Origin of the sequence: Enterovibrio baiacu, assembly GCF_004120195.1 — a bacterium.
Taxonomy (GTDB): Bacteria; Pseudomonadota; Gammaproteobacteria; order Enterobacterales; family Vibrionaceae; genus Enterovibrio; species Enterovibrio baiacui.
The window spans coordinates 322,554-348,644 of sequence record NZ_SCHN01000008.1; the positions used below are offsets into that span (position 1 = coordinate 322,554).

A 26,091-nucleotide genomic window follows, 5' to 3' on the forward strand; every position below is an offset into this window, starting at 1 on the left:
AGGCACAGTCACGTTTCAAAATAAATCTAAAAAGCGGCGATTATCGCCGCTTTTTTTGTGCCTGAATACGCTTTGGCTGTGTGGGACAGACGAAACGCTACAGTCGAGATGCCAGTGGAATGATGGTGACACGATCGCCCACTTCCGCATTGTCCACGTCCGGCGCGACTTCAATTAAGCAATTGGCCTCACTCATTGAACGTAAAATACCTGAACCTTGTGAGCCCGTTGATCTGACTTCTAGCTGGCCATTGGCGCTGATGCTGTATATACCGCGAGTATATTCAGTGCGTCCGCGGCGCGAGCGAATACGTTCTTGTGTCATCGCCGATAGCGTTTCAGGCTGCCAATAAACGTCTCCCTGCATTTTTCGTACTGCAGGCTCAACAAATTGTAGGAACGTCACCATCACGGCGACAGGGTTGCCTGGCAGCCCAAAGAACGGAACATCGCCCAGCTTGCCGAAAGCGAGCGGTCTGCCGGGGCGCATGTTTACGCGCCAAAAATTAATGTCACCCAGCTGGTCTAACACGGTTTTGATGTAGTCAGCATCGCCCACAGAGACACCACCGGACGAAATCACCATGTCGGCTTGTTCAGTTGCAGCACTGAGCGTGGCGTGTAATGCCGCTTCGGTGTCTTCAATAATGCCGAAATCGAGGATCTCGCAACCGAGTTTGGTGAGCATGGCGCGTAGCGTGTATCGGTTCGCATCATAAATGCAGTGAGATTTTGCGGCAGTGCCTGGCGCTTGTACCTCATCGCCGGTTGAGAACAAGGCTACCTTGATGGGTTTGAACACTTCAGCGCTGTCAAAACCGAGCGATGCCATCATCCCGAGTTCCGCTGCGCCAATGCGCTTTCCGGTATGAAAGACCGTCGTGCCTTTTCGAAGGTCTTCACCTGATTGACGGACATTTTGCCCTGCTCGGATACCGCCTTTGGTCGTGTCGAAAGACACGGTGCCGTTATCGTCGCTTGCTTGTTCGCGCATGATCACCGTATCCGCGCCCTCAGGAACGGGTGCGCCCGTCATAATGCGCACGCATTCTCCCGCCGTAAGGGTTTCCGCGTAGTGGTGACCAGCAAACACCTCACCCACGAGGCGATAGCTTTCGCGCTCAATGTCGTCACTGCGGATGGCATAGCCGTCCATTGCTGAATTGGTCGAAGAGGGCACGTTCACGGGCGCAATGATATCCATTGCCAACACTCGATGAGGTAATGCGTTCAGATCGCATGTTTCGGTGTGTTCGGACACCGCAATCGCTTCCAGGATTTTTGCTCGGCCGTCGTCCACCGACAACATGGTTGGCGACAGTGAATCGCACGTCGCAGTTTGTGCGTGATGGCTTTCGATCCAACGTTGAATAAACGCCACCAAGCTCGCAATGTCATTGATATCTAAACGAGGCAGGGATGTTGATGGAAGTTCGGCAGAAGAGGCAGAAGAAGAGGAGTCATCGCTGGCGACCGCCACAATGTTGGGATCATCTGGGTGAAGCCAAGGCTTGTTGAGTGCTGCGCGATGAAGCTCTATTTTGGGGAAAGCGTTGTGTTTAAAGCCTTCCACTAACACCAAATCCGCGTTGTTCTGATCGAGTTGCCCGAGCAATTGATTGAGCGTGCATTCGTGATCGGGGGTTTCTGTCATCAATGCGTGACGATAGCGAGAGCTGATCAACATTTGTGTCGCCCCCGCTTTGCGCAGGCGATAACTGTCTTTACCCGGTTGATCGACATCAAAATCATGATGCGCGTGTTTGACCATGGCAATGCGAATGCCTTTTTCGACCAAGGCTGGAATGAGTTTTTCCAGCAGGGTCGTTTTACCTGTTCCACTAAATGCTGCAAACCCTAACACGGGCAGTGAGCAATGGGTCAGGCTCATGACAACTCTCCGTAACGCACCAGCTCGTCGGGCGTGTTGAGGTTGATGAAGGCATCATGCTCGGCGCTGAAATCCACAAAGACGGTATTGCAGAGGTCGTAGAGCAGGACAATTTTGCGGTCACCGTTCGCGAGAAACGTGTTCAGTCTTTCGAAAATGCTGCGCTTCATCATGGTCACAACCGGCTGTACCGATTCACCATCATGAGCAACCACGATTTCAGCGTCTGCGCTGATGGCGTGATACATCTTTTCCAGCAAGGTGTGGGGCAGGTTAGGGCAATCGCAAGGGACGAAGCCAAGCCACTCACTGTCGATGTTCGACATCGCCGCATGCATGCCGCCTAATGGGCCGGGAAAGCCCTCCAACACATCACCAAAAACCGGGCCGTACTGTTCGTACCTTTCTTGGTTTCGGTTGGCGTTAATCGCAATGGTTGCGCCTTGCTCTGTCAGGCGCTCATGGACGAATTCAATAAACGGTTTACCGTTGAGTGTCACAAGCCCTTTGTCTTGGCCGCCCATGCGGCGTGCTTGTCCGCCGGCAAGAATGACCCACGTAGTTTCAGGATGCGAAGGCATGGTTATCCTTGTTAATGATATTGAGTTTTGGTTTGTGTATGAGGCGTTGGTTTTCCAGTAACCATTGCTGATTACAGCCGTCGGTGAGCGTGTTTGGGTGGTGGCTGGTCAGCACTAAACTCGCGCCGCGGTCACGCAAATCATCGACCATGATTTTTTGTGCGTTGATCGCTTCTACATCGAGGTTAGCGCAGGATTCGTCCATCAACAAAATCGAAGGATTAATCGCCCAAGCACGTGCCATGGCCACTTTCTGTTTTTCACCGCCAGAGAGCACAGAAATATGCTCGCGACTCAGCGATTCTAGCCCAATCATACGTAATGCCTGCATTGTAAGCTGTCGCTGTTTTCTTTGACAGACATGCTTTCCTTTCAGGCCATAAGCGATGTTTTCAATCACTGAACCATCGAACAAATACGGCGATTGGTGCATGTAAATCACACCACTTTGCCCCGTAAAACCCGCTAAACGTTGTAGCCAAGAGGCGCGAGCAAGGTTGAGAGAACCACTGGAAGGGCGCTGAATACCCGCGAGCACCTTTAGCAGGGTTGTTTTGCCAATGCCGTTTTGACCTGAGAGGTACACGGCATCACCTGGACACAGCTTCAATGAGGGAATATGAAACAACAAACGGTGTTTGTATTTCACTGAGAGATCAACAGCTTCTAAGATTATCTGACTCATATTCTCGCTCAAGTTAGGTTCTCAAGTGGCCATTGCCATGGGCAAAGCTAATGAAGAAGTTCATGGTGAGTGCCAACAACAGCAACACCATGCCGAGTGCGATGCCTTGCGCGAAGGCACCCTTAGACGTTTCTAGCGCAATCGCGGTAGGAATATTTCGTGTGTAATACAGGATGTTGCCGCCGACCATCATGGAGCACCCAACCTCTGTGATGATGCGGCTGAATGCAGTGATCACAGCGGCAAGCAAAGGGAAACGGATTTCCCACATCAAGGTCATCATGGCGCGAGGAATGGATGCACCGAGCGTATAGGCCGTCTCCCACGCGCGTCGGTCACTGTTTTGGAATGCTGCGTGCATCATGGAAATCAAGATCGGGAAGCTGATCAGGATCTGTCCCAATATCATCGCCTTTTGCGTAAACAGCATCTTCCAATCACCCAGCGGGCCGGCGCGAGACAGCATCATATAAAGCAGTAATCCCACCACCACGGTCGGCACAGATTGAAGCGTATTGACGAGAGACAGCACAAACCATTTGCCCGGCACCTGCCAATACGCAAGGGCGAAGCTGATGAGAAGAGCTGGAATTAAGACCAGCCCGATAGCGATAAGAGACACTGAAAACGACACACCAACAATGCCCCATAGCGTTGTATCGCCGCTAAACAGCAGGGAAACCGCTTGTTGGGTGGTGTCGAGTAAGTTCATTAGCTTGCGTCCGCCACAAAGAGTTGCTGGCCGCTGACCTTGAAGTTATCAATCAAGTGTTGGGCTTTTTCGTTTACCAGCCAATCGCTGAACTTTTTCGCGCCTTGGTAGTTCAAATCAGGGTAGCGAGTCGGGTTGATCAAGATAACCTGATAAGGGTTAAACAGACGGTCATCGCCTTCGACTAACACGGCCATGTCGAGTTTGCTTTGGTATGCCAGCCAGGTACCTCTGTCGGTAAGGGCATAACCTTGTAATTCATTCGCCATCGTCAGTGTAGGGCCCATTCCTTGGCCCACAGCCTTGTAACCAGAAAATGTCGGTTGTACGCTCGCCGCTTCCCAAAGCAGTCGTTCTTTTTTGTGGGTGCCAGAATCATCACCACGAGAAATAAACGTCTGATTCATTTCAGCCACCTTGCTCAATGCTTGTGTGACGCTTTTGCTGCCCTTGATGTTGGCAGGGTCACTCTGTGGGCCAACAAGCACGAAATCGTTGTACATCAGGGCGCGGGGTAACACGCCAAACCCTTTATCGACAAAGGTGGCTTCGGCGTTTGGTGCGTGGGTCATCACCACATCCACATCGCCATTTTCTCCCATCTTTAGGGCTTTACCTGTCCCTGCTGCTAGGACTTGCACGTCATACCCCGTGTCTTTTTTAAATTCTGGAAGAAGAAAATCGAGCAACCCTGAATGGTAAGTACTGGTGGTGGTCGCAAGGCGAATCACCTCCGCCGCATTGGCGGTGAAGCAGATTGAAAGGAGTAAGCCTGTTAGTGCAATGGTTTTGGTTTTTCTTATGATTGTCATTTGTCTTCCTGACGTTGTTGACGACACTTCTTATCGTTTGGCAGTGAAAATTAGCCTCTGGTGACCCTAGACTTAGCAACAAAAATGCCAACCTTGCTATTTGTGGTGGAATTGCCTTATCGTTATGAAATATAAGAGGTTAAATGTTCATATGCGGATATTGGTAAGTCATGTTCGTGCATGAAAAAGTGATGCTGCTATCGGACTGAGTCAAAATGTCCCATGTATCATATGGGCACCTGAGAGAGGAAAGGCATTCAAGAAATGAAAGATGCATTACAGCAGTTTGGGTTTTCCGCCTTGGTGGTTGATGATGAACCCGGCATGCGCGCGATACTGAACAAAGCGCTATCGAAAAAGCTCACTCAGGTAGAAACCGCCTCTTCTCTTGAAGAAGCGGAAGCCTTGCGAAAGCGAAACCATTTTGACTTGTTGATTGTCGACATCAACCTTCCCGGACGCTCTGGCATTGATTGGCATGAAGCCTTTAATGACGATGAGCGCCGAAGCGACATTATCTTCATGACAGGCTATGCTGAGCTGGAAACCGCTATCAAAGCGCTGCGAGCGGGTGCATCCGATTTTATTCTTAAGCCGTTCAATCTCGAACAAATGCTGCAATCTGTTCAGCGCTGTTTAGATAAACGCATGATGGAACGACGAAATGTCGCATTGCAACGCGATGTCGCGCGATCTTTCCCTGTCGACATCATTGGCGATGCACCCAAAACGTTGGCGATGCGTGAGTTGGTTTCACGCCTTGCCCCATCGCCTGCCGCTGTCTTGATTGAAGGTGAATCTGGCACAGGCAAAGAGTTGGTGGCGCGTGCGTTACATGCGGTAAGCAGCCGAAGTGGCCCTTTTGTGCCCTTGAACTGTGGGGCGATTGCACCGGAGTTATTGGAAAGCGAGCTCTTTGGTCATGTGGCAGGCGCATTTACAGGTGCAAGAAAAAGCAAAGATGGCCTGTTCCGCGTGGCTGACAAAGGCACGTTGTTTCTTGATGAAATCGGCGAAATGCCATTGTCGATGCAAGCTTCGCTCCTTCGAACCTTGGAGCAGAAAACCATTCGTCCTGTTGGGGCTGAGCGCGAAGTGAATGTGGATGTGCGCATTGTGGCCGCCACCAACCGCAACCTGCATGAAGAAGTTGCAGCAGGGCGTTTTCGCAAAGACTTGTTCTACCGCTTGAATGTCTTGTCGGTAGAGATCCCGCCGCTGAGAGAGCGCGTTGAAGACATAGGCCTTTTGCTCAATCACTTCTCCGAGATGCTCGCCAGAGACATGGGAATGAAACCCGTGGTATGGGCAAATGACGAAGTGGCGGCCATGCAACAGTATGGTTGGCCGGGTAACATTCGAGAGCTCAAAAACACCGTGGAACGCGCGATATTACTCGGCAAACCCGATGTCACGCAGTGGCTTGGTAACGCTGGCGTGACCGTATCGGTGCATGAGGTTGAGCGTGACGTCGAGGAAGCAGGCGTACAAGAAGACGGTTATCCGTTAGGTTGGCCGTTGAAAGACGTTGAACGTGCGCACATCGAGCGGGTGGTCGATGCGCATGAAGGGAATAAATCTGCTGCGGCGCGCCAACTGGGTGTGGCGAGAAAGACCTTAGAGCGCAAGTTCAAAGAATGGCTGTAACCATGGTGTGCTTATCCCGCCGCCACGCAAGCACGTGCTTTACATGGGGTGGCTGCGGATGAAGTGGCTAACGAAGTGGCGAACACGATTTCGTACTGCGGTGCGTTATCGTCTGTTGGCATTAACGTCAGTTCCGATTTTATTGACGCTACTCGTCTTGATAGGGCTCACGTTGTATTGGACGGTGGCGTATTCATGGACCAACGCTTTGGCGGGGGTTCGCGCCGATCTTGCGGTGGCGAGCAACAGCATGGAAGTGTTGCAGCGAGAGCAACGTCGCCAACTTCACGCCATCGCAGATTCCTATGAATTCCAAATGCAAATCCAAACCGACCCTGATGGGCTCACTGCATGGGCGCAATCACGGGCGGGGAAATACGATGTGGATTTTCTTGCTGTGTATGCAGCGGAAGATATCGATCGCCTGCCGCAAACCTTGCGTCTTCCGTTACTCAGAGGCCAGCAGCGCACCTTCTTCCAAGTCATGTCAGAAATAGAGTTAGCATCGCTCACCAACGACCTTCCTGCCCGCGCTGAAATTCCGCTTTTGAACGAAAACACCTTTGAAGAACGTGGGCTGATCAGCCGCAGTTTACTGCCGCTTTTCGATGCCAATGGCGAGCTAGAGTGGATCGTGGATGGCGGTATCTTACTCAATAACAGCACGGTACTGGTGGATAGGATCCGCGACCTTGTTTTCCCCGAAGGAAAACTGCCCGATGCAGGTGTGGGCACCGTTACCCTCTTTTTGGACGACGTTCGCGTCAGTACCAATGTGCCGTTAAACAGTGAGAGCAAATTTGGCCGCGCCATTGGTACGCGCGTGTCGCAAGAAGTGCAGCAAACGGTATTGGTGGAAGGGGAGGAGTGGGTAGACCGCGCCTATGTGTATGACGCTTGGTATATTTCGGCATACATGCCAATTCGAGATTTCAACAATAGCGTGATTGGTATGCTTTACACTGGCTATCTCGAATGGCCGTTTATTAGTCGCTATTTGACCAACATTGTCGAATTGGGCATTGGTGTGTTGCTCACACTCCTTGTGTCCGGGTTATTTGTCTACCGTGGCGCACGGGATCTGTTCCGCCCGATAGAAAAAATTCACCGAGCTGTACGCCTCGTCCAATTCGAAAAAGACATCAGGATTGGCAAGCTAGGGCTTGACCCTGAGCACGAGCTGGCAAGTTTGGCGCGTCAGTTCGACAGCATGCTTGACCAGCTAAAGCAGCAAAACGATGCGATTCGCCAAAACGCGTTAGAGCTTGAAGACAAAGTGCGCCAGCGCACGGCGAGCTTGCATGAACGCACTGAGCAGCTGGGCTACCACATCAAACTGTTAGAGCAGACACGAAACAAACTCTTACTCAATGAAAAACTGGCGGCCTTGGGTGAGCTAACCGCAGGCATTGCCCACGAAATCAATAACCCAGCGGCGGTGATCCTTGGCAATATCGAGCTCATGGAATATGAACTCGGACAGCATGCCGATTTGGTGTCTGAGGAAATGTCGGCAGTCTTAGCGCAAATCGACCGTATTCGAAACATCACGCGCAGCCTGTTGCAATACAGTCGCCAAGGCGGCGTGCAAGATGAAATCACTTGGCAGCGTGTAAACCCAGTCATAGAAGAAAGCGTCACCTTGGTACGTTCAGGAACCAAGAAACAAGACGTTGAAATCGTGACGGCGTTGAATGCCAAATGCAGCGTAGAGATTAACCGTCATCAATTGCTGCAAGTCTTGGTTAACCTGCAAATGAATGGCATTCATGCCATGAACGACAAAGGTAAACTGACTGTTCGCTCAGACGATTGGATCGACGAGCGCGGCGACACCATCGGCGCAGTTATTGCGGTCGAAGACTTTGGCTGCGGTATCGCGAACGAAAATTTGACCAAAGTGTTCGACCCGTTTTTTACCACCAGACGATCAGGAACTGGCTTAGGCTTGTCTGTGACACAAGGTATTGTGAGCGGTTTGGGGGGCGAGATTAAGGTTGAGTCAGAAGTGGGGAAAGGCAGTACATTCGTGCTGTATCTCAGAGAGAAAATCCCGTCTGATGATGACATTGCACCATTGAAAATGCTTGAGTAGCGAGTGACGCGTGAAACAAAAAACACGCCATCGTCGGCGTGTTTTTTATTGTCTGATATCGTTAAACATCAACTCGCTGACCACATCTGTTTGCCAGTGTGTTGAAAGTCATAGCCACCAAACAATTCGCTTTGCTGACGGCTTTCTTCATCATCCAGATGGTGAATGACCTGCTGCACCAAGGTGCGGAAATAGATGTTTTTCGGGATCACCAGTTCGAACGCTTCGTTGGCGATGGGGAGAAAAGCCAAGCCAAATTCTCCCGCCGCACTTTTACTGCCAAAGCCTATATCAGCAGAACCTCGAGCAATTGCGGAACCGAGTTCGCGTTCACTCAAGCAAGTGGTGACGGTGTTTAACGTGTCTCGCGTCATGTCGTTGCGAAACAGCCATTCGTCCATGGCGCGCGCACTGCCTGCGCCATCTTGTCGGCCAGCCCAACGCCACCGTTTGTCGGAAAAATGGTAAGGGTCGTTGAGCTTGTCTGCCTGTTCAGGCCTTACAATCAAGCCTTGAAGTCGCTCGAAACCGTGGACTAACACCCAATTCTTATGCCCCGAATATTGTTGCAGCAAAGCGGGATGACGAAGTTTTGCTTCTTCCGCGTTTCCCCAATGAATGGCGCACATATCAACATGGCCTTTTTCAAGCATGGCCAGTCCTTGCTTGGTGCCCGTGGCGGTATACCCCACCAGCGCAGTGCTGCCGAGTGTAGCGGCCATTTTACTCACGATGTGTTGTAGCAGCGGGTCGTCAGAGCCCGCGATGAGCAACCTGTCGTTGAACACCCCATTATGGCTCGATGCTAACAACCAACGGTCGAGTAAGCTTTTCGGGAAAAGCCATTTCCCAGTGACCTTGGTGGCGGGGATCACGCCATCATTGGCAAGGCTATAGACCTTCTTTTCATTCAGGTCGATGTATTCTGCGACTTGGCGGGCGTTCATGAATTCAGGGAAATCACTCATGCCGCAATCCTTTGATATCAAAGTCGATATTCTCTGCGCCGTTAAACACTTGGAAGCGATGGCCTTTGGCGCGCGCGATCATGGTAATGCCAAGTTGCTTGGCGAGATCAAAGCCCATCTGTGTGACGCCGGAGCGCGATAGCAGCACTGGAATCCCCATTTGCGCCACCTTGATGACCATTTCAGACGTGAGGCGGCCTGTGGTGTAAAAGATTTTGTCGCCCCCCGTTTGGCCTTGAAGCCACATTTCTCCGGTTAGCGTATCGACCGCATTGTGACGGCCAATGTCTTCAACAAAAGAGAGAATATCAGTGTCTTTGCAGACCGCGCAGCCGTGCACCGCCCCTGCCGCTTTGTAGGTGTCATTGTGATGCGTCAGAGATTCAAGCAACCCGTAAAGCGTCGATTGTTTCAGGTGGGGCGTAGGGAGGACTAAGTCATCAAGTTTCTTCATCACATTGCCGAACATAGTGCCTTGTCCGCAGCCCGACGTGACCGTTTTCTTGGAAAGTGTTTCTTCGATGTCGTCGTTTTGCTCGTTGGTGACGACAGCCGCTGATTGTGTTTCCCAGTCGATGATGACTGAGTCTAAGGCATTGACGTCATGCAACAAGCCTTGGTTGCGAAGATAACCTAACACCAACATGTCAGGCCTCGCGCCGAGCGTCATCAAGGTCACGATTTCTCGCCAGTTCAGATACACAGTGAGTGCGCGCTCGCAGGCAATCTGTTTTGTCATGGGCTCGCCGTATTCGTCGAACACAGTGACATCAATGGTTTGCGGGATATCAGACTGCGTTTTGATGATTTTTGGTTGGGTCATGTACCCGCTTCCTTTGCGTTGGGGAATGAAAACAGCGCGCCCTTTTCCAGCCCGCTAGGGAAGCAAAAAGCAAAACCTGTTCCAGCATTTAGCGTTGGCATGACTTTTTGAATGTGGTGAAGGCGCGCTGGTATGTGTTTTGCACCACGCTGGTATGTGTTTTGCACAAAGACACCTTGAGGGTCCGCCAAACCCCGCTGCAGCGCGCGCGTATTTCGCTGCGGAAACACGAAGGAGTGATGTGTGAGTGAGATAATTAAAGACCCACAACAATGGTTACTGCAATTCGATTTAGAGACAACGATTGTCACGGTTGGCCGCTGGAATACAACGCGCTGGTCGCTGGTAAATTTGCACCTTCCTAAAGACCAAGAAACGCTGTCAGAATCAGCGTATTCGCTGCCTTTGATGCTGTTTAAAGATGAACGCACTGACTACCGATTTAACCTCAGTTCTCGTGACCCTCACCTGTTTTTCATCTTTGAAGTGGAAGAGGATGAATCGCTAAAACCTCTGCAGGTCACGGCATCGCAAACCGGGGCGGCGAGCTTTATGGATGGCGACTATCTGGTGCTTTCTGAGCCAATGCCGCTGCCGATCCAAGCGTGGATGGAAGCCTATATTGGTCGCCATGGTGAGCTGTTGGAAACCCGCAAGAAAAAACGCAAAGGCGCGGGGAGGGCAAGTGGCAACTGATTCTTTTCTCCAACGCTGGTCAGCGAAAAAACGCGGCGAGTGGATTGATGAAACAGAAGAAATCCGCGAAGACGTCACGCAATCCGACAGCGAGCTTCTCTCCTCAGAGCCTTCTTTCTCCGATGCCACCGAACATGGCGAAAGCCATGAAGGTGAAGATGCTGATACTTTGCCGCCGCCTGCGACCATGGACGACGTTGAAAACCTTCAGGAAGGTGATTCAGCCGCCGTGTTTCTGGCGAAAGGCGTGTCATCCGAAGTGAAAAAAGCAGCGCTGCGCAAGCTGTTTCGAAGCGATGCCTACAACGTGCTGGATGGCATGAATGACTATGACCTCGATTATTCCAACACCGCAAATCTGGCTGCGGAAGTGGCGGCGAATCTGCGTCAGTGGACGAAAGAAAACGTCGAGAAGATGACTGAGTGTGATGATCAAGCATCCGTGAACGCTGAGGAAGCATCCGCGTCTTCGCCTGATTCAAAAGAACGCCCACATGCAAACGCTGAGGCGAACGGAAATGAGGGTGAAGAGGAAGGCGAATCTGACCTCGCCTTAGCGAGTGAGACAAAAAGTACCCTAGAGAAAAATAGGGACAATTTGTCGTACGGCGTGCGTCAAAATGTCCCAACTGAAAGCATGGATAAGAATTCAGACGGATTCTGACTCCGTATTCGTTATTTTTCTTCCCTCACAGCTGGTTCAGTACTTGCTCTATAAAAAGCCACTAGCGACAAGTCATTGTTTAAATTGAATTGCTGTTGAATTTTCCTCTGCGTCACCTGCCAGCCTAGGCCAGCAATACCTAGATGAGTGAACGTCGCAACAGCCAATGATGTGATTGAAATAATAGACAAATCAAAAATAGATTGGATGCATAGAACAGCCAGTACAGACCAGCACGCGTGATATCGCGGGATGGGTTGAACCAGCTTGGAAAGCAGGTGTTTATGGCTAACGAGACAATGTCGACAGAAAATACAATAACAACAATCAATCAGGTTCTTACACAACACACTGATCGCAATGGCGTTGCAAGACAACATGCGTTGCAGAGCACGGTGACGTTGGGAAACCTCATTCCTCCGACGGTGAGCTTCGAAAGTCACGGTCGTATTCTTGTGGCTGGCGCAGCGACAGCGGTTTTCCGCTTTGCGCAAAAGCTACCACTCTCACTGCATACCAATACCGTGTTGCTCTGTACTGAAGGGATTAGCAGTGGCGCGGTGACCCCGCCGGAATTTTCAGTGTTCTACGCCAAAGATATTGCGATTGATGGGTTTCTCGGTGCCTTTGATGTGCAGATTGGCGAGCGTTTGGCAGCCGATGGAAAGCTTGAGAAAGGCTCGCTTGGTCATGACGCGCAAAACCTTGCTGTTATCACCACAGGGCAACCGCACTTCGATGTGGTGGTGGATTTGACAGAGCAGGGTATTCATCAGGCTGAATTGCCGCCTTTGGGGTATTACGCTGTTGGGCGAGGTGTGTGCTCAGAAGAGGAGACCATTGAGGCGCTCCCTGATTTAACGGGAACGTTCGACAAGCCGAAGTTTTTCCGTTTGGACACGGAGAAATGCGCGCATACATCACGGGGGTTGGAAGGGTGTACGCGCTGTATTGATGCGTGTCCTGCCGATGCGTTAGATATCGTTAAGAGCGCCATCACTATCAACCCGTATTTGTGTCAGGGCATGGGATCGTGCGCCACGGCGTGTCCGACAGAAGCCATAAGCTATGCATTGCCTGATCCCGACAACACCCAGCATTTTCTCCACCAGCTTTTGACGCACTATCACGCAAAAGAAGGTGTCGCACCGATCGTGCTTTTCTATGCTGACGACGACATGGCGCCCGCAGGTGAAACGTTATTGGCGAATGCCATCGCACAAATGCCGAGCCGAGTCATTCCTGTTCGTTTGGAAGAACTTGCATCCGTGGGCATTGATACCTGGTTCTCTGCCTTGGTGTATGGCGCCACGCAGGTGGTGTTAGCTGAATCACCACAACTTCATGCGAAAACACGCCGTGTGCTTGTGCAAGAACTGGACATTGCCGCGCGTTTTTTAAAGGCGCTCGGGCTGGAAACGCACCGTATCGCCATGCTTCCCATCGCTGAATTGGGCTACGCGACCTTGTTCGACAGCGATGTGATGTCATCTGACACGTCGAGCGACAACGCGCCTCGCGCCAAATTAGAAGGCAGCAAACGAGAAAAACTCTCTAGCGCGCTAGATTTGCTCGCCGCCCACACCGGCATACTGCCCCCCATTGTCGCCGTGCCTGAAAATGCCCCGTATGGTCGCATTGATATCGATACATCAGGCTGCACCCTGTGCATGGGGTGTGTCACCGTGTGTCCGACCGATGCATTGAAATCCATTGGCACCACGCCCGGGATGACATTCAGAGAGCAAGATTGCGTGCAATGTGGCCTCTGTGAACAAAGCTGTCCTGAATCGGTTATCTCGTTAACACCAAGATATAACTGGGACAGTGTATCCCGCCAGCAACGCCAAACCCTTCATCAAGAGGAAGCCGCCGAGTGCATCAGCTGCGGCAAGCCTTTCGCCCCCGTTTCCATGGTCAACATGTTGATCGAACGTCTTCGCAATCACAGCCATTTCCAAGATGACGCCATTAAACGTTTATCGATGTGCGAAGACTGCCGTGTGCGCGACATGGTCGCCGACATGATTGAAAACCCTGACCAGCAAATAAAGGCGTAGGAGGCGAAGATGGCAATGCAAGAGATGATTAATGTCGACGATATCAGCAATGAAGAGAACCAGCTTCGCCACCACATTTACAGCCTGTTAGCGCATCTGCTGCGACAAGCTCCCGATGAGAGCACCTTGACGTGGCTGGCAACGTTGGAATCTGAGGGGGATGAGCACTCTGCCGGCATGGCTGCGGCGTGGTCAGTACTGAAATTGAGTGCGAAAACCACGCGACCCGTGCAAGCAGCAGATGAATATCAATTGCTGTTTATTGGCGTAGGGCGTGGAGAAGTGATGCCGTTTGGGTCTTGGTACTTAACAGGTTCGCTGATGGAGCTGCCGCTCGTGCTGCTTCGCCAAGATTTACGCCAGCTTGGCTTTGAGCGTCAAGAAGAAACCAAAGAGCCTGAAGACCACATTGCCGCGTTACTCGAAGTCATGGGTATGTTGGTGGAAGAAGGGGATGAAACGCAACAAGCCGCCTTCTTTAACCGTCATGTCGCCCCGTGGTTTGAGACGCTTTTTACCGACATTAAACGCGCAGATGCCGCGGTGTTTTATACCGCGGTGGCTGAGCTTGCACAGCAGTTTTTGATGATAGAAAAAATACGCTTTACCCAACGCCCTTGGTGAGCAGAACCCGCGAAAACCCAGTGGTCGCTAAGTGTTGGACGAAATAAGAACAAAGGAGCAAGTCATGTCAGAGAACAAAAAAGAGAGCGCACAACCCAACGAAAAACGGCGCGAGTTCCTCAAAGGATTGGGCGTTGCTGCGGCAGCAAGCGCAGCGGCATCTGTGGTCAGTACGTCTGCGCAAGCGGATGTGGAGGTCGTAAGCCCCGAAGAAAAGCCCAAGTCTGGCTATCGTGAAACGCAACATATACGCGATTACTACGATTCCCTATAACCCTGCGATTGATGGAGTTTGACCATGAAATTAACCAAACGCTCTGACTCAGTCAGCAAGGATGAAAAACAGCTTGGGGTATCTCGTCGAACCTTTATGCGCAATTCAACCTTGGCCACCGCAGGCGGCATCGCAGCGGCGGGCATGTTTGCGCCCGGCATGATGAAAAAAGCAACTGCCAAAGACGTTGACCCCAACAAACCTGTCGAAGTGAAACGTACCATATGCTCGCATTGCTCCGTGGGCTGTGGCGTCTATGCATACGTACAAGATGGCGTATGGACTGAGCAAGAACCGGCATTCGATCATCCTTTCAATGCCGGAGGCCACTGCGCCAAAGGTGCAGCGTTGCGTGAGCACGGACACGGCGAACGCCGACTGAAATACCCGATGAAGCTGGTCGATGGTAAGTGGCAGAAAATTACGTGGGATCAAGCTATCGACGAAATCGGCGACAAAGTGATGGATATTCGCAAAGAATCGGGACCCGATTCTGTGTATTTCCTCGGGTCGGCGAAACACAGCAATGAACAGGCATATTTATTCCGCAAAATGGCGTCACTTTGGGGCACCAACAATGTCGATCACCAAGCCCGGATTTGTCACTCCACCACGGTAGCAGGTGTGGCCAATACGTGGGGCTACGGCGCCATGACCAATTCTTTTAATGACATGCATAACTGCAAATCCATGTTGTTTGTTGGCTCAAACCCCGCGGAAGCACACCCTGTTGCCATGCAGCATATCCTCATCGCGAAAGAAAGGAGCGGCTGCAAAATTGTCGTCGCCGATCCGCGCCGCACCCGCACTGCCGCAAAAGGTGACCACTTCGTGCAATTGCGTCCGGGAACGGACATCGCCTTCATTTGGGGGCTGCTCTGGCACATTTTCGACAATCAGTGGGAAGACAAAGAATTCATTCGCCAGCGCGTGTTTGGTATGGATGAAATCCGCCAAGAAGTTGCGAAGTGGACACCAGAAGAAGTCGAACGCGTGTCCGGTGTCGGGCGCGAAGACATGTACAAAGCCGCGAAAATTCTCTCTGAAAATCGTCCGGGCTGTGTCGTGTGGTGCATGGGCGGCACGCAACATACGACGGGTAACAACAACACCCGTGCCTACTGCGTCCTTGAACTGGCGCTAGGTAACATGGGTAAATCTGGCGGCGGTGCAAACATCTTCCGTGGTCACGATAACGTGCAAGGTGCGACCGATTTAGGCGTGCTCTCTCACACCCTGCCTGGGTATTACGGTCTCTCCGACGGCGCATGGAAGCACTGGTCACAAGTGTGGGATGTGGATTTAACTTGGATTCAAGATCGCTTCGACCCAACGGTATACAACGGGTCAAAACCCATTAATAGCAACGGCATTCCGGTTTCTCGATGGATTGACGGTGTGCTGGAAGACAAAGACAAGATCGCGCAGAAAGAGAACATTCGCGCCATGTTTTACTGGGGACACGCGGTGAACTCTCAGACTCGCGGGCCTGAAATGCGCAAAGCCATGCAAAAGCTCGACATGATGGTGATTGTCGACCCGTATCCAACGGTTGCAGCGGTCATGAACGATCGTACTGATGGCGTTTACCTCCTGCCATCCACCACGCAGTTTGAGACCTTTGGCTCTGTCACTGCATCTAACCGCTCGCTGCAATGGCGCGATCAGGTAATTGAACCGCTGTTCGATTCTAAACCTGATCACACCATCATGTATTTGCTCTCCAACAAGCTGGGTTTCTCGGATCAATTGTTCAAGCATATCGAGGTGAAAAACAATGAGCCTGTGATTGAAGACATCACCCGAGAATTCAACAAAGGCATGTGGACGATCGGTTATACCGGCCAAAGCCCAGAACGCATTAAAACTCACCAACAGAATTGGCATACCTTCAATTTCACGACGCTTGAGGCTGAAGGGGGACCGGTTAGCGGGGAAACCTATGGCTTGCCTTGGCCATGTTGGGGAACGCCGGAAATGAAGCACCCGGGCAGCCATATTCTTTACGACACATCCAAAGAAGTGGCGAGAGGTGGCGGTAATTTCCGCGCCCGTTTTGGCGTGGAATACGAAGGCAAGAACTTACTGGCCGTTGATAGCTATTCGAAAGGCTGTGAGCTGGAAGATGGCTTCCCAGAGTTTACCGATAAAATGCTCAAGCAGCTTGGCTGGTGGGATGAACTCACGGCGGAAGAGAAAGCGGCAGCGGAAGGCAAAAACTGGAAAACCGATCTGTCAGGCGGCATTCAGCGTGTCGCCATTAAACATGGCTGCATTCCTTACGGCAATGCGAAAGCCAGAGCCATTGTGTGGACCTTCCCTGATCGCGTGCCGCTTCACCGTGAACCACTGTATACACCGCGTCGTGACTTGTTGCCTGAATATGCAACATGGAATGACAAAGCCGATATTTACCGTCTTCCTACCTTGTACAAGTCGATTCAAGACAACGATGTGTCGAAAGAGTACCCCATCATTCTGACCTCTGGGCGCTTGGTGGAATATGAAGGGGGCGGCGAGGAAACCCGCTCAAACCCTTGGCTTGCTGAGCTTCAACAAGAAATGTTTGTCGAAATTCACCCCGTGGATGCGAACAACTTAGGCATTCGTGATGGTAAGGATGTGTGGGTTGAAGGGGCAGAGCAGGGCCGTGTGAAAGTGAAAGCCATGGTGACGCGCCGCGTGAAAGAAGGACTCGCATTCATGCCATTCCACTTTGGCGGCAAGTTCGAAGGTGAAGACTTGCGCTCGATATACCCAGAAGGTGCCGACCCGTATGTGATTGGCGAAGCAGCCAACACCGCCACAACCTATGGCTACGACCCTGTTACTTTGATGCAGGAAACGAAAGTCACCCTTTGCAAAATCAGCGCGGCGTAATAGGAGATCACGTTATGGCGAATATGAAATTTCTGTGTGATACCAAGCGCTGCATAGAGTGTAACGGTTGTGTCACTGCGTGTAAGAACGCAAATTCGGAAGCGGTGGGTTGGGGCATGCAGCGTCGACGCGTTGTGACCTTGAATGATGGTGTGCCGGGGGAGAACTCGATATCGGTTGCTTGCATGCACTGTACCGATGCGCCCTGCATGGCGGTTTGCCCTGCTGACTGTTTCTATCGAACAGAAGACGGCATTGTGCTGCACAACAAAGACTTGTGCATAGGCTGCGGGTATTGCCTGTTTGCGTGCCCGTTTGGTGCGCCTCAATTTCCCAAAGAAGAGGCGTTTGGCGAGAGAGGTAAAATGGACAAATGCACCTTCTGCGCGGGCGGCCCTGAACCTGATGGCTCGGAAGCTGAACGTGAATTGTATGGCGCGAACCGCATTGCGGAAGGCAAGCTGCCGCTTTGTGCCGAGTTCTGTTCCACCAAAGCATTGCTAGCGGGTGATGCAGCGAAAGTCTCTGACATTTTCCGCCAACGCGTGGTTGAGCGTGGCGCGAAAGGCGCAGGTTGGACCAACGGCGAAGACTTGGCTTACGACGCAACGAAAAGCTAATGATTATCGACATGGCAGTGACGTTATGCGTCGCTGTTTAGGAGGAGATATGTTGAAAACATTGCTCGCCATGTTGATGGTGATAGCGACTTGCTGGGTTCCCGCCAGTGTTGCTGACGACGCGGAGTCTGTGAAGCCGTCGAAAGAAATGGTGCAATTGGTGGGCGCCGATGTGTGGCGTCAGATCCGCGCGGGGGAAGAAGGGTATACCACCTCGCAATCGCCAGAACATGGTGTGCTGATTAATACCCCTGGCGAAACCTGGTTCATTTTGAAAGAAAAATGGATGTCACCAGCAGCGGCGGTCGCCATTTTTGGCAGTATTGCATTGGTGATCATGGCGTACGTGTTTGTTGGCCCCTTAATGCTCAGCAAACCCAGAACCGGTAAAAAGCTCAAACGCTGGTCTCGGTGGGACAGAGCGCTGCATTGGAGCATGGCGTTTACCTTCCTCACGCTTGCGTTGAGCGGCTTGATGCTGGTGTATGGCAAACACTTTTTGAAACCCTATGTGCCAGAAGCTTTGTGGGGCGGCATCGTGATGTTGGCGAAGCAATACCATAACTACATCGGCCCATTGTTCTTCATTTTGCTGATCTTTGTGCTCCTCAAGTGGTGGCGTAAATCTTTGTTTAATAAAACCGACGTGAGTTGGTTCATGAAGCTTGGTGGCATGGTGGGCAAACACAAAGGCACGCACCCTTCGGCGGGTTTTTCAAATGGTGGTGAAAAAGCCATTTACTGGCTGTTGATTGTGTTTGGTGCGATTGCTGCCGTGAGTGGATTGATTCTGGATTTCCCCATCTTCGGTCAAACGCGCAGTGACATGGAAGTGTCGAACCTCGTTCACATGGTCTCCGCGTTGATCCTGATTTGCGGGTTTGTTTTCCATATCTATATTGGCTTGTTCGGGATGGAAGGCGCGCTCGAAGGCATGGTCACGGGCGAAGTGGATGAAACCTGGGCCAAAGAGCACCATGATCTTTGGTATGAAGAACTCACGGGAGAAAAGGTGTCGCACTCGTCCGAACATGAGGATAAGTCAATGCCTGATCACAAGCCGAATATTGGAGGAGCGCCGCTCAATGACTAAGCATCATAACGGGATATGGGTAGCCTATATCCTTAGCTTGCTGACGCCGTTCACCTTGATGATTTCGGGCGTGATCGCCATTGTTTATGCCGGGTATCGGTTAGATAAAGGGGAAGATTCAGACGTGGTGAATACCCATTACTATGGGTTGATTCGCACCTTCTTTCTGACCTTTACCTTCTTCGTTGTGCTGGTGGTAACCGTGGCGACATCGAATGGCATTTTGGTGGGCATCAGTGATTACTGGTACCAAAGTCCGATGATAGATCGCTTGGCCTATGCCATTCCTTTTGTGGGAATGGTGTTCGCAGTTGGTGCGATCGTGCTTTGGATTTATCGCTTAACGCAGGGCATGCAGCAGCTCAGAGATAATCATCCTTTGAGCTTTGCGAAGGGCCCAAATCTCTAAGCCCTACTGACAGAGATTTAGATGAAAAAACCGGCTTACTTAGGTGGGCCTTTTTGCATGCGAAGTGACGTTCTATATGCAACTGAACAAGGCTTGCGCAAACGATTGCTTTGAGCTTTTCTTTCTCCGCATTTTCGCTATGATGCGCGTCTCTCAACTGCTTGGAATGTTCCAAAATGCGTAATTTCTCCTTGGTGTGTTCGCTTTTCCTGTCCCTGATTTCGCTTAATGCCTTCGCGGTTCAGCCTATTGCCATCATGGGCGCAATGGATGCTGAAATTGAAAAACTATTGCCGGAAATTCAACACCGTAAGACACACACTGTGTCTGCAAATACGTATTACACTGGCGAGATTGCAGGAAAACCTGTGGTAGTAACCCGCTCGGGTGTGGGCAAAGTGAATGCTGCCATTACAACGTACGTGCTGATTAATCACTTTGACGCTGACCGAATCATTTTTACTGGAATTGCAGGTGCAGCCAGCCCTGAGCTCAATGTGGCCGATGTAGTGGTGTCTTCTGCACTCGTGCAGCACGACGTTGACCTTACTGTATTTGGTGCGCCAAAAGGCCAGCTAAGCGGCTACGATGACAGATTCTTTTATGCCGACGAAACGCTTCAGAAGTTGGCACTAGAGGCGGCGAAAGCGTCGATCGGTGAGAAGCGCGTGCACCTTGGTGTGATTGCAACAGGTGATCAATTCATTGCCGACAAAGGCGCAGTGAAAATGCTACGCGAAGAGTTTGATGCCATGGCGGTAGAAATGGAAGGGGCGGCCGTTGCTCAGGTCACGGACATGTTTGATGTTCCGTTGGTGGTTATCCGCACCATCTCCGACAAGGCTGATGGCTCAGCACACATGGTGTATGCAGAGGCGAAGCAAGTGACGGCGGATAATTCTGTGGCGATTACGTTAAAGATGATGAATACGCTGTAAGCACAAAAAAGCGCGGGTTTTCGCCCGCGCTGATGTTGGCATTTAAACGCAAATTACACCTTATCAATCAAATCCCAGTTCAGCGCGGTACCGAACGGAATGTCCGTTTTGGCGGTCTTGCCAAGAACGTCATCATAGAATTTGGGCGCTAAGCCAAAGCCCGGCCTGACACTTCGCACGTTATGTGCGGTGAAGGTGTCGCCTGCTTTCATTGGCTGACTGACATACAGAGAGCGGCGAAACTGCTTATTCCCTTTTTCAGCGTCTTTGAGCTGATAACCTGCTTGGCCTAACGCTTGCCAAGCGGTGTCAGTATCTCGGCATAACGTTGCGAGTTCGTCAGGCTCTAACGAGAAGGTTGAGTCTGGCCCAGGGTCATTGCGGCTCAAGGTGACATGCTTTTCTATCACCGAAGCCCCTAGCGCAACGGCAGTGACAGATACGGTTGTGCCGAGGGTATGATCGGAAAGGCCTGTTATTACACCAAAGCGTTCTGCTAAATCAGGAATGGTACGCAAATGGCTTTGCGATGCTGGCGCAGGGTAGGCGCTGATGCAATGCAGCAACACCAATTCTTGGCAGCCGTTGTCCTTTGCTGTAGCTACGGCTTCCGCTATTTCTTGATCGTTTGCCATGCCCGTTGAAATGATCATGGGCTTGCCCGTTTGTGCCACGTAACGGATCAGCGGTAAATCGATGGCTTCGAACGAGGCAATTTTATAGGCAGGTGCGTTGAGATCTTCGAGCAGATCAACGGCAGTGAAATCGAACGGCGAGGAAAACAGCGTAATGTCCAGTTCGCGTGCTTTATCAAACAACGGTTTGTGCCAATCAAATGGAGTATGGGCTTCTTGGTACAAATCATACAGTGAGCGCCCATCCCAGAGCCCGCCGTGAATCTGAAATGCCTCTGCGTCGCAATTCAAGGTAATGGTGTCGGCAGTGTAAGACTGCATTTTCACTGCATCCGCCCCAGCGCGTTTCGCCATGGCGAGGGTTTGAAAGGCGCGTTCCAACGAACCATTATGGTTCGCAGACATTTCAGCAATGATGTAAGGCTTGTGGTCGGGGCCAATCTTGCGTCCATCAATCGTAATGAATTGGGTCATAGTATCTTGCTCTGCTGCGAGTTAGATGGGCGTTGTTGTCTGATGTTTGGCTCGCGTAAACGCCACACATCGATGGTTAATGCGAAATCGACGTAGGGAATGGCGTTCTCGTCTGGGTCATATGCAATGGCTTCGCCAATCTTGCTAAAACCGAGTTTGTTGTGCAAGTGGAGCACTTTCGGATTGATGGTTAACACGCGACTATCAACTTGCTTTAGACCCAAGGAGTCAAAAGCATGGTTCAAGGCAGCATGCAGCATGACAAACCCAACGCCTGCAGGCGCATTGGGGGCTTTATAGAACCCCCATTCTGCGCGCCTGTTTTCTTGGTTTATGTCTGTGAACGACACCATGCCGATATCTGTACCGTCAATACTCACCACATAAAAGCGCTTCGTATCATCACGCTGCACGCGTTCAAACCATGCGGCGTGCTCATCGGGCTTGATCTCGTGAGTGGTAAACATCTTCTCGCGTGTTTCCGGGGCGTTTCGCCATTGACGAACCACATCTAGGTCGGTTTTGGTCATGGGGCGTAGCGACACCGCCGCTGAGGTATTTAGCTGCACGAGGAGGTGGCCTCCATGGCATCAACCACGCGGTTTGCGCCTTCGCCATCAATGTCCGATTCGGGCAATCGCCAAGGTAAGGTTCCCCAATGCTCTGCAAGCCATGCAAGCTCATTGGTGTAGTACGCAGCTGTGGTTGCGTCGCTGACACCGAGGTAACGGTAAAGCCCGGATTTCGCAAGGTGTTCAGCCATTTCACGCTGGTTCTCTGCCACGGAAACCAATGTACTTGGTAAGCGTAAGCAGGTGCGTTCGATAGCACTGACCCCGGCACCACCAAACGCATAGCGAGAATGCGCCAGTTCGGTTTCAAAGTCGGGCAGGCTCTTTACCAGGGTGACAAAGGCGGGTAATGGCTTCTCTAGCAACTCTGCTTCCCTTGGGTTCGACATGCCGTAAACCAGCACCACTCGAAAGGGCAAGCTCGGGATCTGTTGGCAAGCCGAGAGAAGTTTCAAACACTCGCCAGTGGGATCCGTGCCGCTAAAAAATGCGATAACTTGGTTCTTGATGTCTTCTAAGCGTGTTTCTCTGAGAGAGGCAAAGCTATCGCGCAGTAACGCGAACTTTGGGCCAAGTAATTGCTGGCTCGATGAAGGCACCAAAGCGTGATAGCGATTTTCGAAATCAGGCCAAGGGTTGTGGTCAAAAAGAATATCGCAGTTATGTTGACGATTGGCGAGATCATCGATGGCGAAGATGTTTGCGCCTTGGCGTTTCACCAACGATTGCCACTGGGTATCCAGCGCATAGTGATCGAACACCACCCAATCAAAAGGTGTGTCTTTTAGAGCAGCAAGACACTGATTCGCATCTTCCTCTTGGCTTACGCCCAGCCAGTGTTGGTAGTCATTACGGTCAAGGCTAACCACGTCTTCTATCGCGGGCAAGGCAATCACTGTGATGCCTTGCTGACGACAATAATCAATCAGGTTACCCGTTAACTCGCGACTCAGCAGGGTGACGGTGTGGTGGCGTTCAAGGAGCTTTTTCGCCAACACCAAGCAGCGCATCACATGGCCTGTACCAATTTGGTTTGAGGCATCAACACGGATAACGACGTTCACAGCTCGCCTCGCTGAGAGAGAATTTCATAAAGCATTTCGGCGCGCACCCAATCGTCGGGCTCGTCGATATCTTGAACACGAAAGTGTGGGATCTGAACTGATTTTGAGTGCGGAGCAAAAATGGGTAACCCAGAGACAAAGGCGCTTGGCTTGCCCCAATAGAACATCCCTGCATCGTGGAATGCAGGTTCTAAATCTTGTGAACGCGTAGAGAAATGCTCCGGCCAGAACATTTCCACATTGCCTTCATTGTTCATGCGAATACTGCGTTGGATAGGGAAAGAAAAACGCGTGCTAGCAAAGGTATATTGGGTGTCGTTTCCTGTCAGTAAGGCTAACCCTTCTTCAAGATCTGACGGGCGAGTAAATGGCACAGTCGCGTAAAGGCAACACACTGCGCTGAGGGCGCGTTCATCATTGTCTTCAAGCCACTCAATCGCATGTTTAATGACATCCAGTGTCGTGGCATGGTCGTTGGCGATATCGTCAGGGCGAACGAAGGGAACTTCTGCGCCGAATGCTAGCGCGACGCGGGCGATCTCATCGCTGTCTGTGGAGACGATGATGCGGTCGAATAATTCGGACTTTTTCGCCACATCAATGGCATAGGCGATAATAGGCTGACCGATGAAGGTCTTCAGGTTTTTTCCCGGAATACGTTTGCTGCCACCGCGAGCAGGGATGATACAGACGTTCATATTGTCCTTTTAACTGACATTCTGCGCCGACGAAATGGCGTCGGAAAGCGCTGAAACCACCTGATCTTGTTCTTCATCTGTCATGTCGAAGAACAAGGGCAAACTGAGTGCCGCATGGTAATACGCTTCTGCAGCGGGGAATTGCCCCCAATCGAATCCCAACGCTTGATAGTAGGGCTGTGTATGAACAGGAATATAGTGAACATGCACACCAATGCCTTGTTCCCGCATCGCATCAAACACGCGACGGCGGCAAGAAGGGTCCTCAAGCTGAATCACATACAAATGCCATGCCGAATTACAATCATTGAGCAATGTCGGTGTGGTAAGTGCTAGAGACGCCAGTTTCTCGTTGTAGCGCTGGGCAAGCTGATTGCGTCGTTCAACAAATTCATCAAGGCGGGTGAGTTGAGAAACACCGAGTGCGGCTTGTAAATCCGTCATGCGGTAATTGAATCCGAGGGCGTGCTGCTCGTAGTACCAAGCGCCTTGGTTGGCGTCTTTTAACGCTGCGGGGTCGCGGGTGATCCCATGGCTGCGCAGGTTTTCCATGGCTTTCGCTAATTCAGCGTCGTTGGTCACCGCCATGCCGCCTTCTGCGGTAGTGACGATTTTTACGGGATGAAAACTGAATACTGTGATGTCGCTGTACTGGCAGTTGCCGACATACTCACCTTGGTATGTGCCGCCAATGGCATGGGAGGCATCTTCAATCACGCGAAAGTCGTATTGTTTCGCTAAACGGCCAATGGCTGCCATGTCGCAGCTTTGTCCGCACATGTGCACGGCAACTAACACATCAGGAAGTTGATTCGCGTGTTCAGCGGCAAGCAGTTTCTCTTCGAGCTTTTTCGGACACAAATTGTAAGTAGATGGATCGATATCGACAAAATCGACCTCAGCGCCACAGTACAAGCCGCAGTTCGCGGAGGCGACGAAGGTATTCGGGGACGTCCACAGTCGTTTGCCTGCGCTCAGTCCCAGCGCAAGGCAAGCCAAATGCAGGCTGGATGTGGCGCTGTTCGCAGCCACGCCAAATGCCGCGCCGACTTTGTTGGCAACGGCCTGTTCGAATTCACCCACTGTAGGGCCTTGAGTGATGAAGTCTGACGACAGCGCATCGACAACGGCATCAATGTCGGCTTGGCTGATGGTTTGTTTACCGTAAGGGATCATGATTGCTGCTCAAATTCCAAAATCTGTTCAACATTCAAAAACTCAGGGTTACTGCCAGAGTGGTATTCGAACCCTTCAGCAACAGGCGTACCTGTTTCACCTAATGGGTTGTGTGAATAGTCATAATCCGCGGAGTAGAACTTAATGGTTGGGCGCATCACGTAATGATCGTTAAACTCCAGGGTGAGATGAGAATCGTCGCTTGGGCACATGATTTCATGCATTTTCTCGCCCGGGCGAATCCCGACTTCTTTAATCGGTAAGCCATTGCCATAAGCGGTGGCCAAATCGATGAGGCGAACCGAGGGGATTTTCGGCACGAAGATTTCACCGCCTTGCATGCGAGAGAAATTCTTCAAGACGAAATCGACACCTTGCTGCAAGGTGATCCAAAATCGCGTCATATCGGGATGTGTCACAGGCAGAGATTCTGCGCCTTCTGCGGCCAGCTTTTTGAAAAAGGGCACCACGGAACCGCGAGAGCCGACGACATTGCCGTAGCGCACAACCGCAAATTGTGTTTGGCTTTCACCGCGCATGTTATTGGCCGCAACAAAGAGTTTGTCTGAACAGAGCTTTGTCGCGCCGTAGAGGTTGTTTGGGCTGGCAGCTTTGTCTGTGGATAGCGCGATGACTTTGGCTACGTTATTCGCTATCGCGGCACGAATGATGTTTTCTGCACCATGAACGTTGGTCTTAATACACTCCATGGGATTGTATTCAGCCGCAGGCACTTGTTTTAACGCCGCAGCATGAATCACGAAATCCACGCCATTCATGGCCTGCATCATTCTGTCGCTGTCTCTTACATCGCCAATAAAGTAGCGCATGCAAGGATCATTAAACTCTTGCTGCATTTCAAATTGCTTGAGTTCATCGCGAGAGAGAATGATAAGACGCTTAGGCTTGTAACGAGCAAGGATAGTGCGGGTATATTTCTTTCCAAAGGATCCGGTTCCACCGGTGATCAAAATCGACTTGCCGTTAAACATTTCAATCC

24 protein-coding genes and 1 pseudogene are annotated in these 26,091 nt (G+C 51.3%); 12 read left to right on the forward strand and 13 right to left on the reverse strand.

Going from position 1 to position 26,091, the window contains the following annotated elements; all coding sequences use genetic code 11:
* Positions 1-97: 97 nt before the first annotated feature.
* Genes EQP46_RS08360 through EQP46_RS08380 form a run of 5 tightly spaced genes read right to left on the reverse strand, consistent with a single transcriptional unit; the run spans position 98 to position 4,681 of the window.
* Positions 98-1,891, reverse strand: coding sequence for a bifunctional molybdopterin-guanine dinucleotide biosynthesis adaptor protein MobB/molybdopterin molybdotransferase MoeA (locus tag EQP46_RS08360; RefSeq protein ID WP_129493208.1), 1,794 nt, complete (start codon positions 1,889-1,891; stop codon positions 98-100).
* Positions 1,888-2,472, reverse strand: coding sequence for a molybdenum cofactor guanylyltransferase MobA (mobA, locus tag EQP46_RS08365; RefSeq protein ID WP_129493209.1), 585 nt, complete (start codon positions 2,470-2,472; stop codon positions 1,888-1,890). Before mobA ends, EQP46_RS08360 begins: the two co-directional genes overlap by 4 nt.
* Positions 2,456-3,157, reverse strand: coding sequence for an ATP-binding cassette domain-containing protein (locus EQP46_RS08370; protein WP_129493210.1), 702 nt, complete (start codon positions 3,155-3,157; stop codon positions 2,456-2,458). Before EQP46_RS08370 ends, mobA begins: the two co-directional genes overlap by 17 nt.
* Positions 3,158-3,170: 13 nt before the next feature.
* A complete protein-coding gene (locus EQP46_RS08375; RefSeq protein ID WP_129493211.1) occupies positions 3,171-3,869 on the reverse strand; it encodes an ABC transporter permease in 699 nt (232 codons plus the stop codon).
* On the reverse strand, positions 3,869-4,681 hold the full coding sequence (locus EQP46_RS08380) for an ABC transporter substrate-binding protein (RefSeq protein ID WP_129493212.1): 813 nt from the start codon (positions 4,679-4,681) through the stop codon (positions 3,869-3,871). Before EQP46_RS08380 ends, EQP46_RS08375 begins: the two co-directional genes overlap by 1 nt.
* A 264-nt stretch (positions 4,682-4,945) precedes the next feature.
* Between EQP46_RS08380 and EQP46_RS08385 the strand changes: the two genes are divergently transcribed.
* Positions 4,946-6,328 carry a sigma-54-dependent transcriptional regulator gene (locus EQP46_RS08385; RefSeq protein ID WP_129493213.1) on the forward strand — a complete coding sequence of 461 codons (1,383 nt, stop codon included), beginning with the start codon at positions 4,946-4,948 and terminating at the stop codon, positions 6,326-6,328.
* Between the two features lie 58 nt (positions 6,329-6,386).
* On the forward strand, positions 6,387-8,423 hold the full coding sequence (locus tag EQP46_RS08390) for a sensor histidine kinase (RefSeq protein ID WP_129493214.1): 2,037 nt from the start codon (positions 6,387-6,389) through the stop codon (positions 8,421-8,423).
* A gap of 68 nt (positions 8,424-8,491) precedes the next feature.
* On the opposite strand, the gene EQP46_RS08395 is transcribed toward EQP46_RS08390, so the two are convergent.
* Complete coding sequence (locus EQP46_RS08395; RefSeq protein WP_129493215.1) at positions 8,492-9,391, reverse strand: helix-turn-helix transcriptional regulator; 900 nt, start codon at positions 9,389-9,391, stop codon at positions 8,492-8,494.
* Complete coding sequence (locus EQP46_RS08400; protein WP_129493216.1) at positions 9,384-10,214, reverse strand: formate dehydrogenase accessory sulfurtransferase FdhD; 831 nt, start codon at positions 10,212-10,214, stop codon at positions 9,384-9,386. Before EQP46_RS08400 ends, EQP46_RS08395 begins: the two co-directional genes overlap by 8 nt.
* Positions 10,215-10,457: 243 nt before the next feature.
* Between EQP46_RS08400 and EQP46_RS08405 the strand changes: the two genes are divergently transcribed.
* From EQP46_RS08405 to EQP46_RS08450, 10 genes and pseudogenes are all read left to right on the forward strand, one after another.
* Positions 10,458-10,910: a DUF3305 domain-containing protein gene (locus tag EQP46_RS08405; protein WP_017017805.1), complete on the forward strand. Its 453-nt coding sequence runs from the start codon at positions 10,458-10,460 to the stop codon at positions 10,908-10,910.
* Complete coding sequence (locus EQP46_RS08410; RefSeq protein ID WP_129493217.1) at positions 10,900-11,574, forward strand: DUF3306 domain-containing protein; 675 nt, start codon at positions 10,900-10,902, stop codon at positions 11,572-11,574. Before EQP46_RS08405 ends, EQP46_RS08410 begins: the two co-directional genes overlap by 11 nt.
* A 299-nt stretch (positions 11,575-11,873) precedes the next feature.
* The gene (locus EQP46_RS08415) at positions 11,874-13,634 is read left to right on the forward strand and encodes a 4Fe-4S dicluster domain-containing protein (RefSeq protein ID WP_129493409.1); all 1,761 of its coding nucleotides are present in this window, start codon (positions 11,874-11,876) and stop codon (positions 13,632-13,634) included.
* A gap of 9 nt (positions 13,635-13,643) precedes the next feature.
* Complete coding sequence (locus tag EQP46_RS08420) at positions 13,644-14,258, forward strand: TorD/DmsD family molecular chaperone (protein ID WP_129493218.1); 615 nt, start codon at positions 13,644-13,646, stop codon at positions 14,256-14,258.
* A gap of 64 nt (positions 14,259-14,322) precedes the next feature.
* Positions 14,323-14,532: a twin-arginine translocation signal domain-containing protein gene (locus tag EQP46_RS08425; RefSeq protein ID WP_129493219.1), complete on the forward strand. Its 210-nt coding sequence runs from the start codon at positions 14,323-14,325 to the stop codon at positions 14,530-14,532.
* Between the two features lie 24 nt (positions 14,533-14,556).
* Positions 14,557-17,412, forward strand: coding sequence for a formate dehydrogenase subunit alpha (locus EQP46_RS08430; protein ID WP_129493220.1), 2,856 nt, complete (start codon positions 14,557-14,559; stop codon positions 17,410-17,412).
* A gap of 14 nt (positions 17,413-17,426) precedes the next feature.
* Positions 17,427-18,032, forward strand: a complete 606-nt coding sequence (gene fdh3B, locus EQP46_RS08435; RefSeq protein WP_102391883.1) for a formate dehydrogenase FDH3 subunit beta — start codon at positions 17,427-17,429, stop codon at positions 18,030-18,032.
* A gap of 139 nt (positions 18,033-18,171) precedes the next feature.
* A pseudogene (locus EQP46_RS08440) lies at positions 18,172-19,125 on the forward strand (formate dehydrogenase subunit gamma); the annotation flags it as partial.
* Positions 19,118-19,534, forward strand: coding sequence for a hypothetical protein (locus EQP46_RS08445; protein WP_017014082.1), 417 nt, complete (start codon positions 19,118-19,120; stop codon positions 19,532-19,534). The pseudogene EQP46_RS08440 and the gene EQP46_RS08445, both read left to right, overlap by 8 nt.
* 176 nt (positions 19,535-19,710) lie before the next feature.
* The gene (locus tag EQP46_RS08450) at positions 19,711-20,472 is read left to right on the forward strand and encodes a 5'-methylthioadenosine/adenosylhomocysteine nucleosidase (protein ID WP_129493222.1); all 762 of its coding nucleotides are present in this window, start codon (positions 19,711-19,713) and stop codon (positions 20,470-20,472) included.
* 53 nt (positions 20,473-20,525) lie between these two features.
* On the opposite strand, the gene pseI is transcribed toward EQP46_RS08450, so the two are convergent.
* From pseI to pseB, 6 genes are read right to left on the reverse strand one after another with little or no spacing between them, the layout of a single operon-like run.
* Positions 20,526-21,581, reverse strand: coding sequence for a pseudaminic acid synthase (gene pseI / locus EQP46_RS08455; protein WP_129493223.1), 1,056 nt, complete (start codon positions 21,579-21,581; stop codon positions 20,526-20,528).
* Positions 21,578-22,150 (reverse strand): UDP-4-amino-4,6-dideoxy-N-acetyl-beta-L-altrosamine N-acetyltransferase, encoded by a 573-nt coding sequence (gene pseH / locus EQP46_RS08460; protein ID WP_240671686.1) that lies wholly within the window; start codon positions 22,148-22,150, stop codon positions 21,578-21,580. The genes pseI and pseH overlap by 4 nt, the downstream gene beginning before the upstream one ends.
* A complete protein-coding gene (gene pseG / locus EQP46_RS08465) occupies positions 22,141-23,217 on the reverse strand; it encodes a UDP-2,4-diacetamido-2,4,6-trideoxy-beta-L-altropyranose hydrolase (RefSeq protein WP_129493224.1) in 1,077 nt (358 codons plus the stop codon). Before pseG ends, pseH begins: the two co-directional genes overlap by 10 nt.
* Positions 23,214-23,915 carry a pseudaminic acid cytidylyltransferase gene (gene pseF / locus EQP46_RS08470; RefSeq protein ID WP_129493225.1) on the reverse strand — a complete coding sequence of 234 codons (702 nt, stop codon included), beginning with the start codon at positions 23,913-23,915 and terminating at the stop codon, positions 23,214-23,216. Before pseF ends, pseG begins: the two co-directional genes overlap by 4 nt.
* A 9-nt stretch (positions 23,916-23,924) precedes the next feature.
* Positions 23,925-25,091, reverse strand: coding sequence for a UDP-4-amino-4,6-dideoxy-N-acetyl-beta-L-altrosamine transaminase (gene pseC, locus EQP46_RS08475; protein WP_129493226.1), 1,167 nt, complete (start codon positions 25,089-25,091; stop codon positions 23,925-23,927).
* On the reverse strand, positions 25,088-26,083 hold the full coding sequence (pseB, locus tag EQP46_RS08480) for a UDP-N-acetylglucosamine 4,6-dehydratase (inverting) (protein ID WP_129493227.1): 996 nt from the start codon (positions 26,081-26,083) through the stop codon (positions 25,088-25,090). The genes pseC and pseB overlap by 4 nt, the downstream gene beginning before the upstream one ends.
* Between the last annotated feature and the right edge of the window lie 8 nt (positions 26,084-26,091).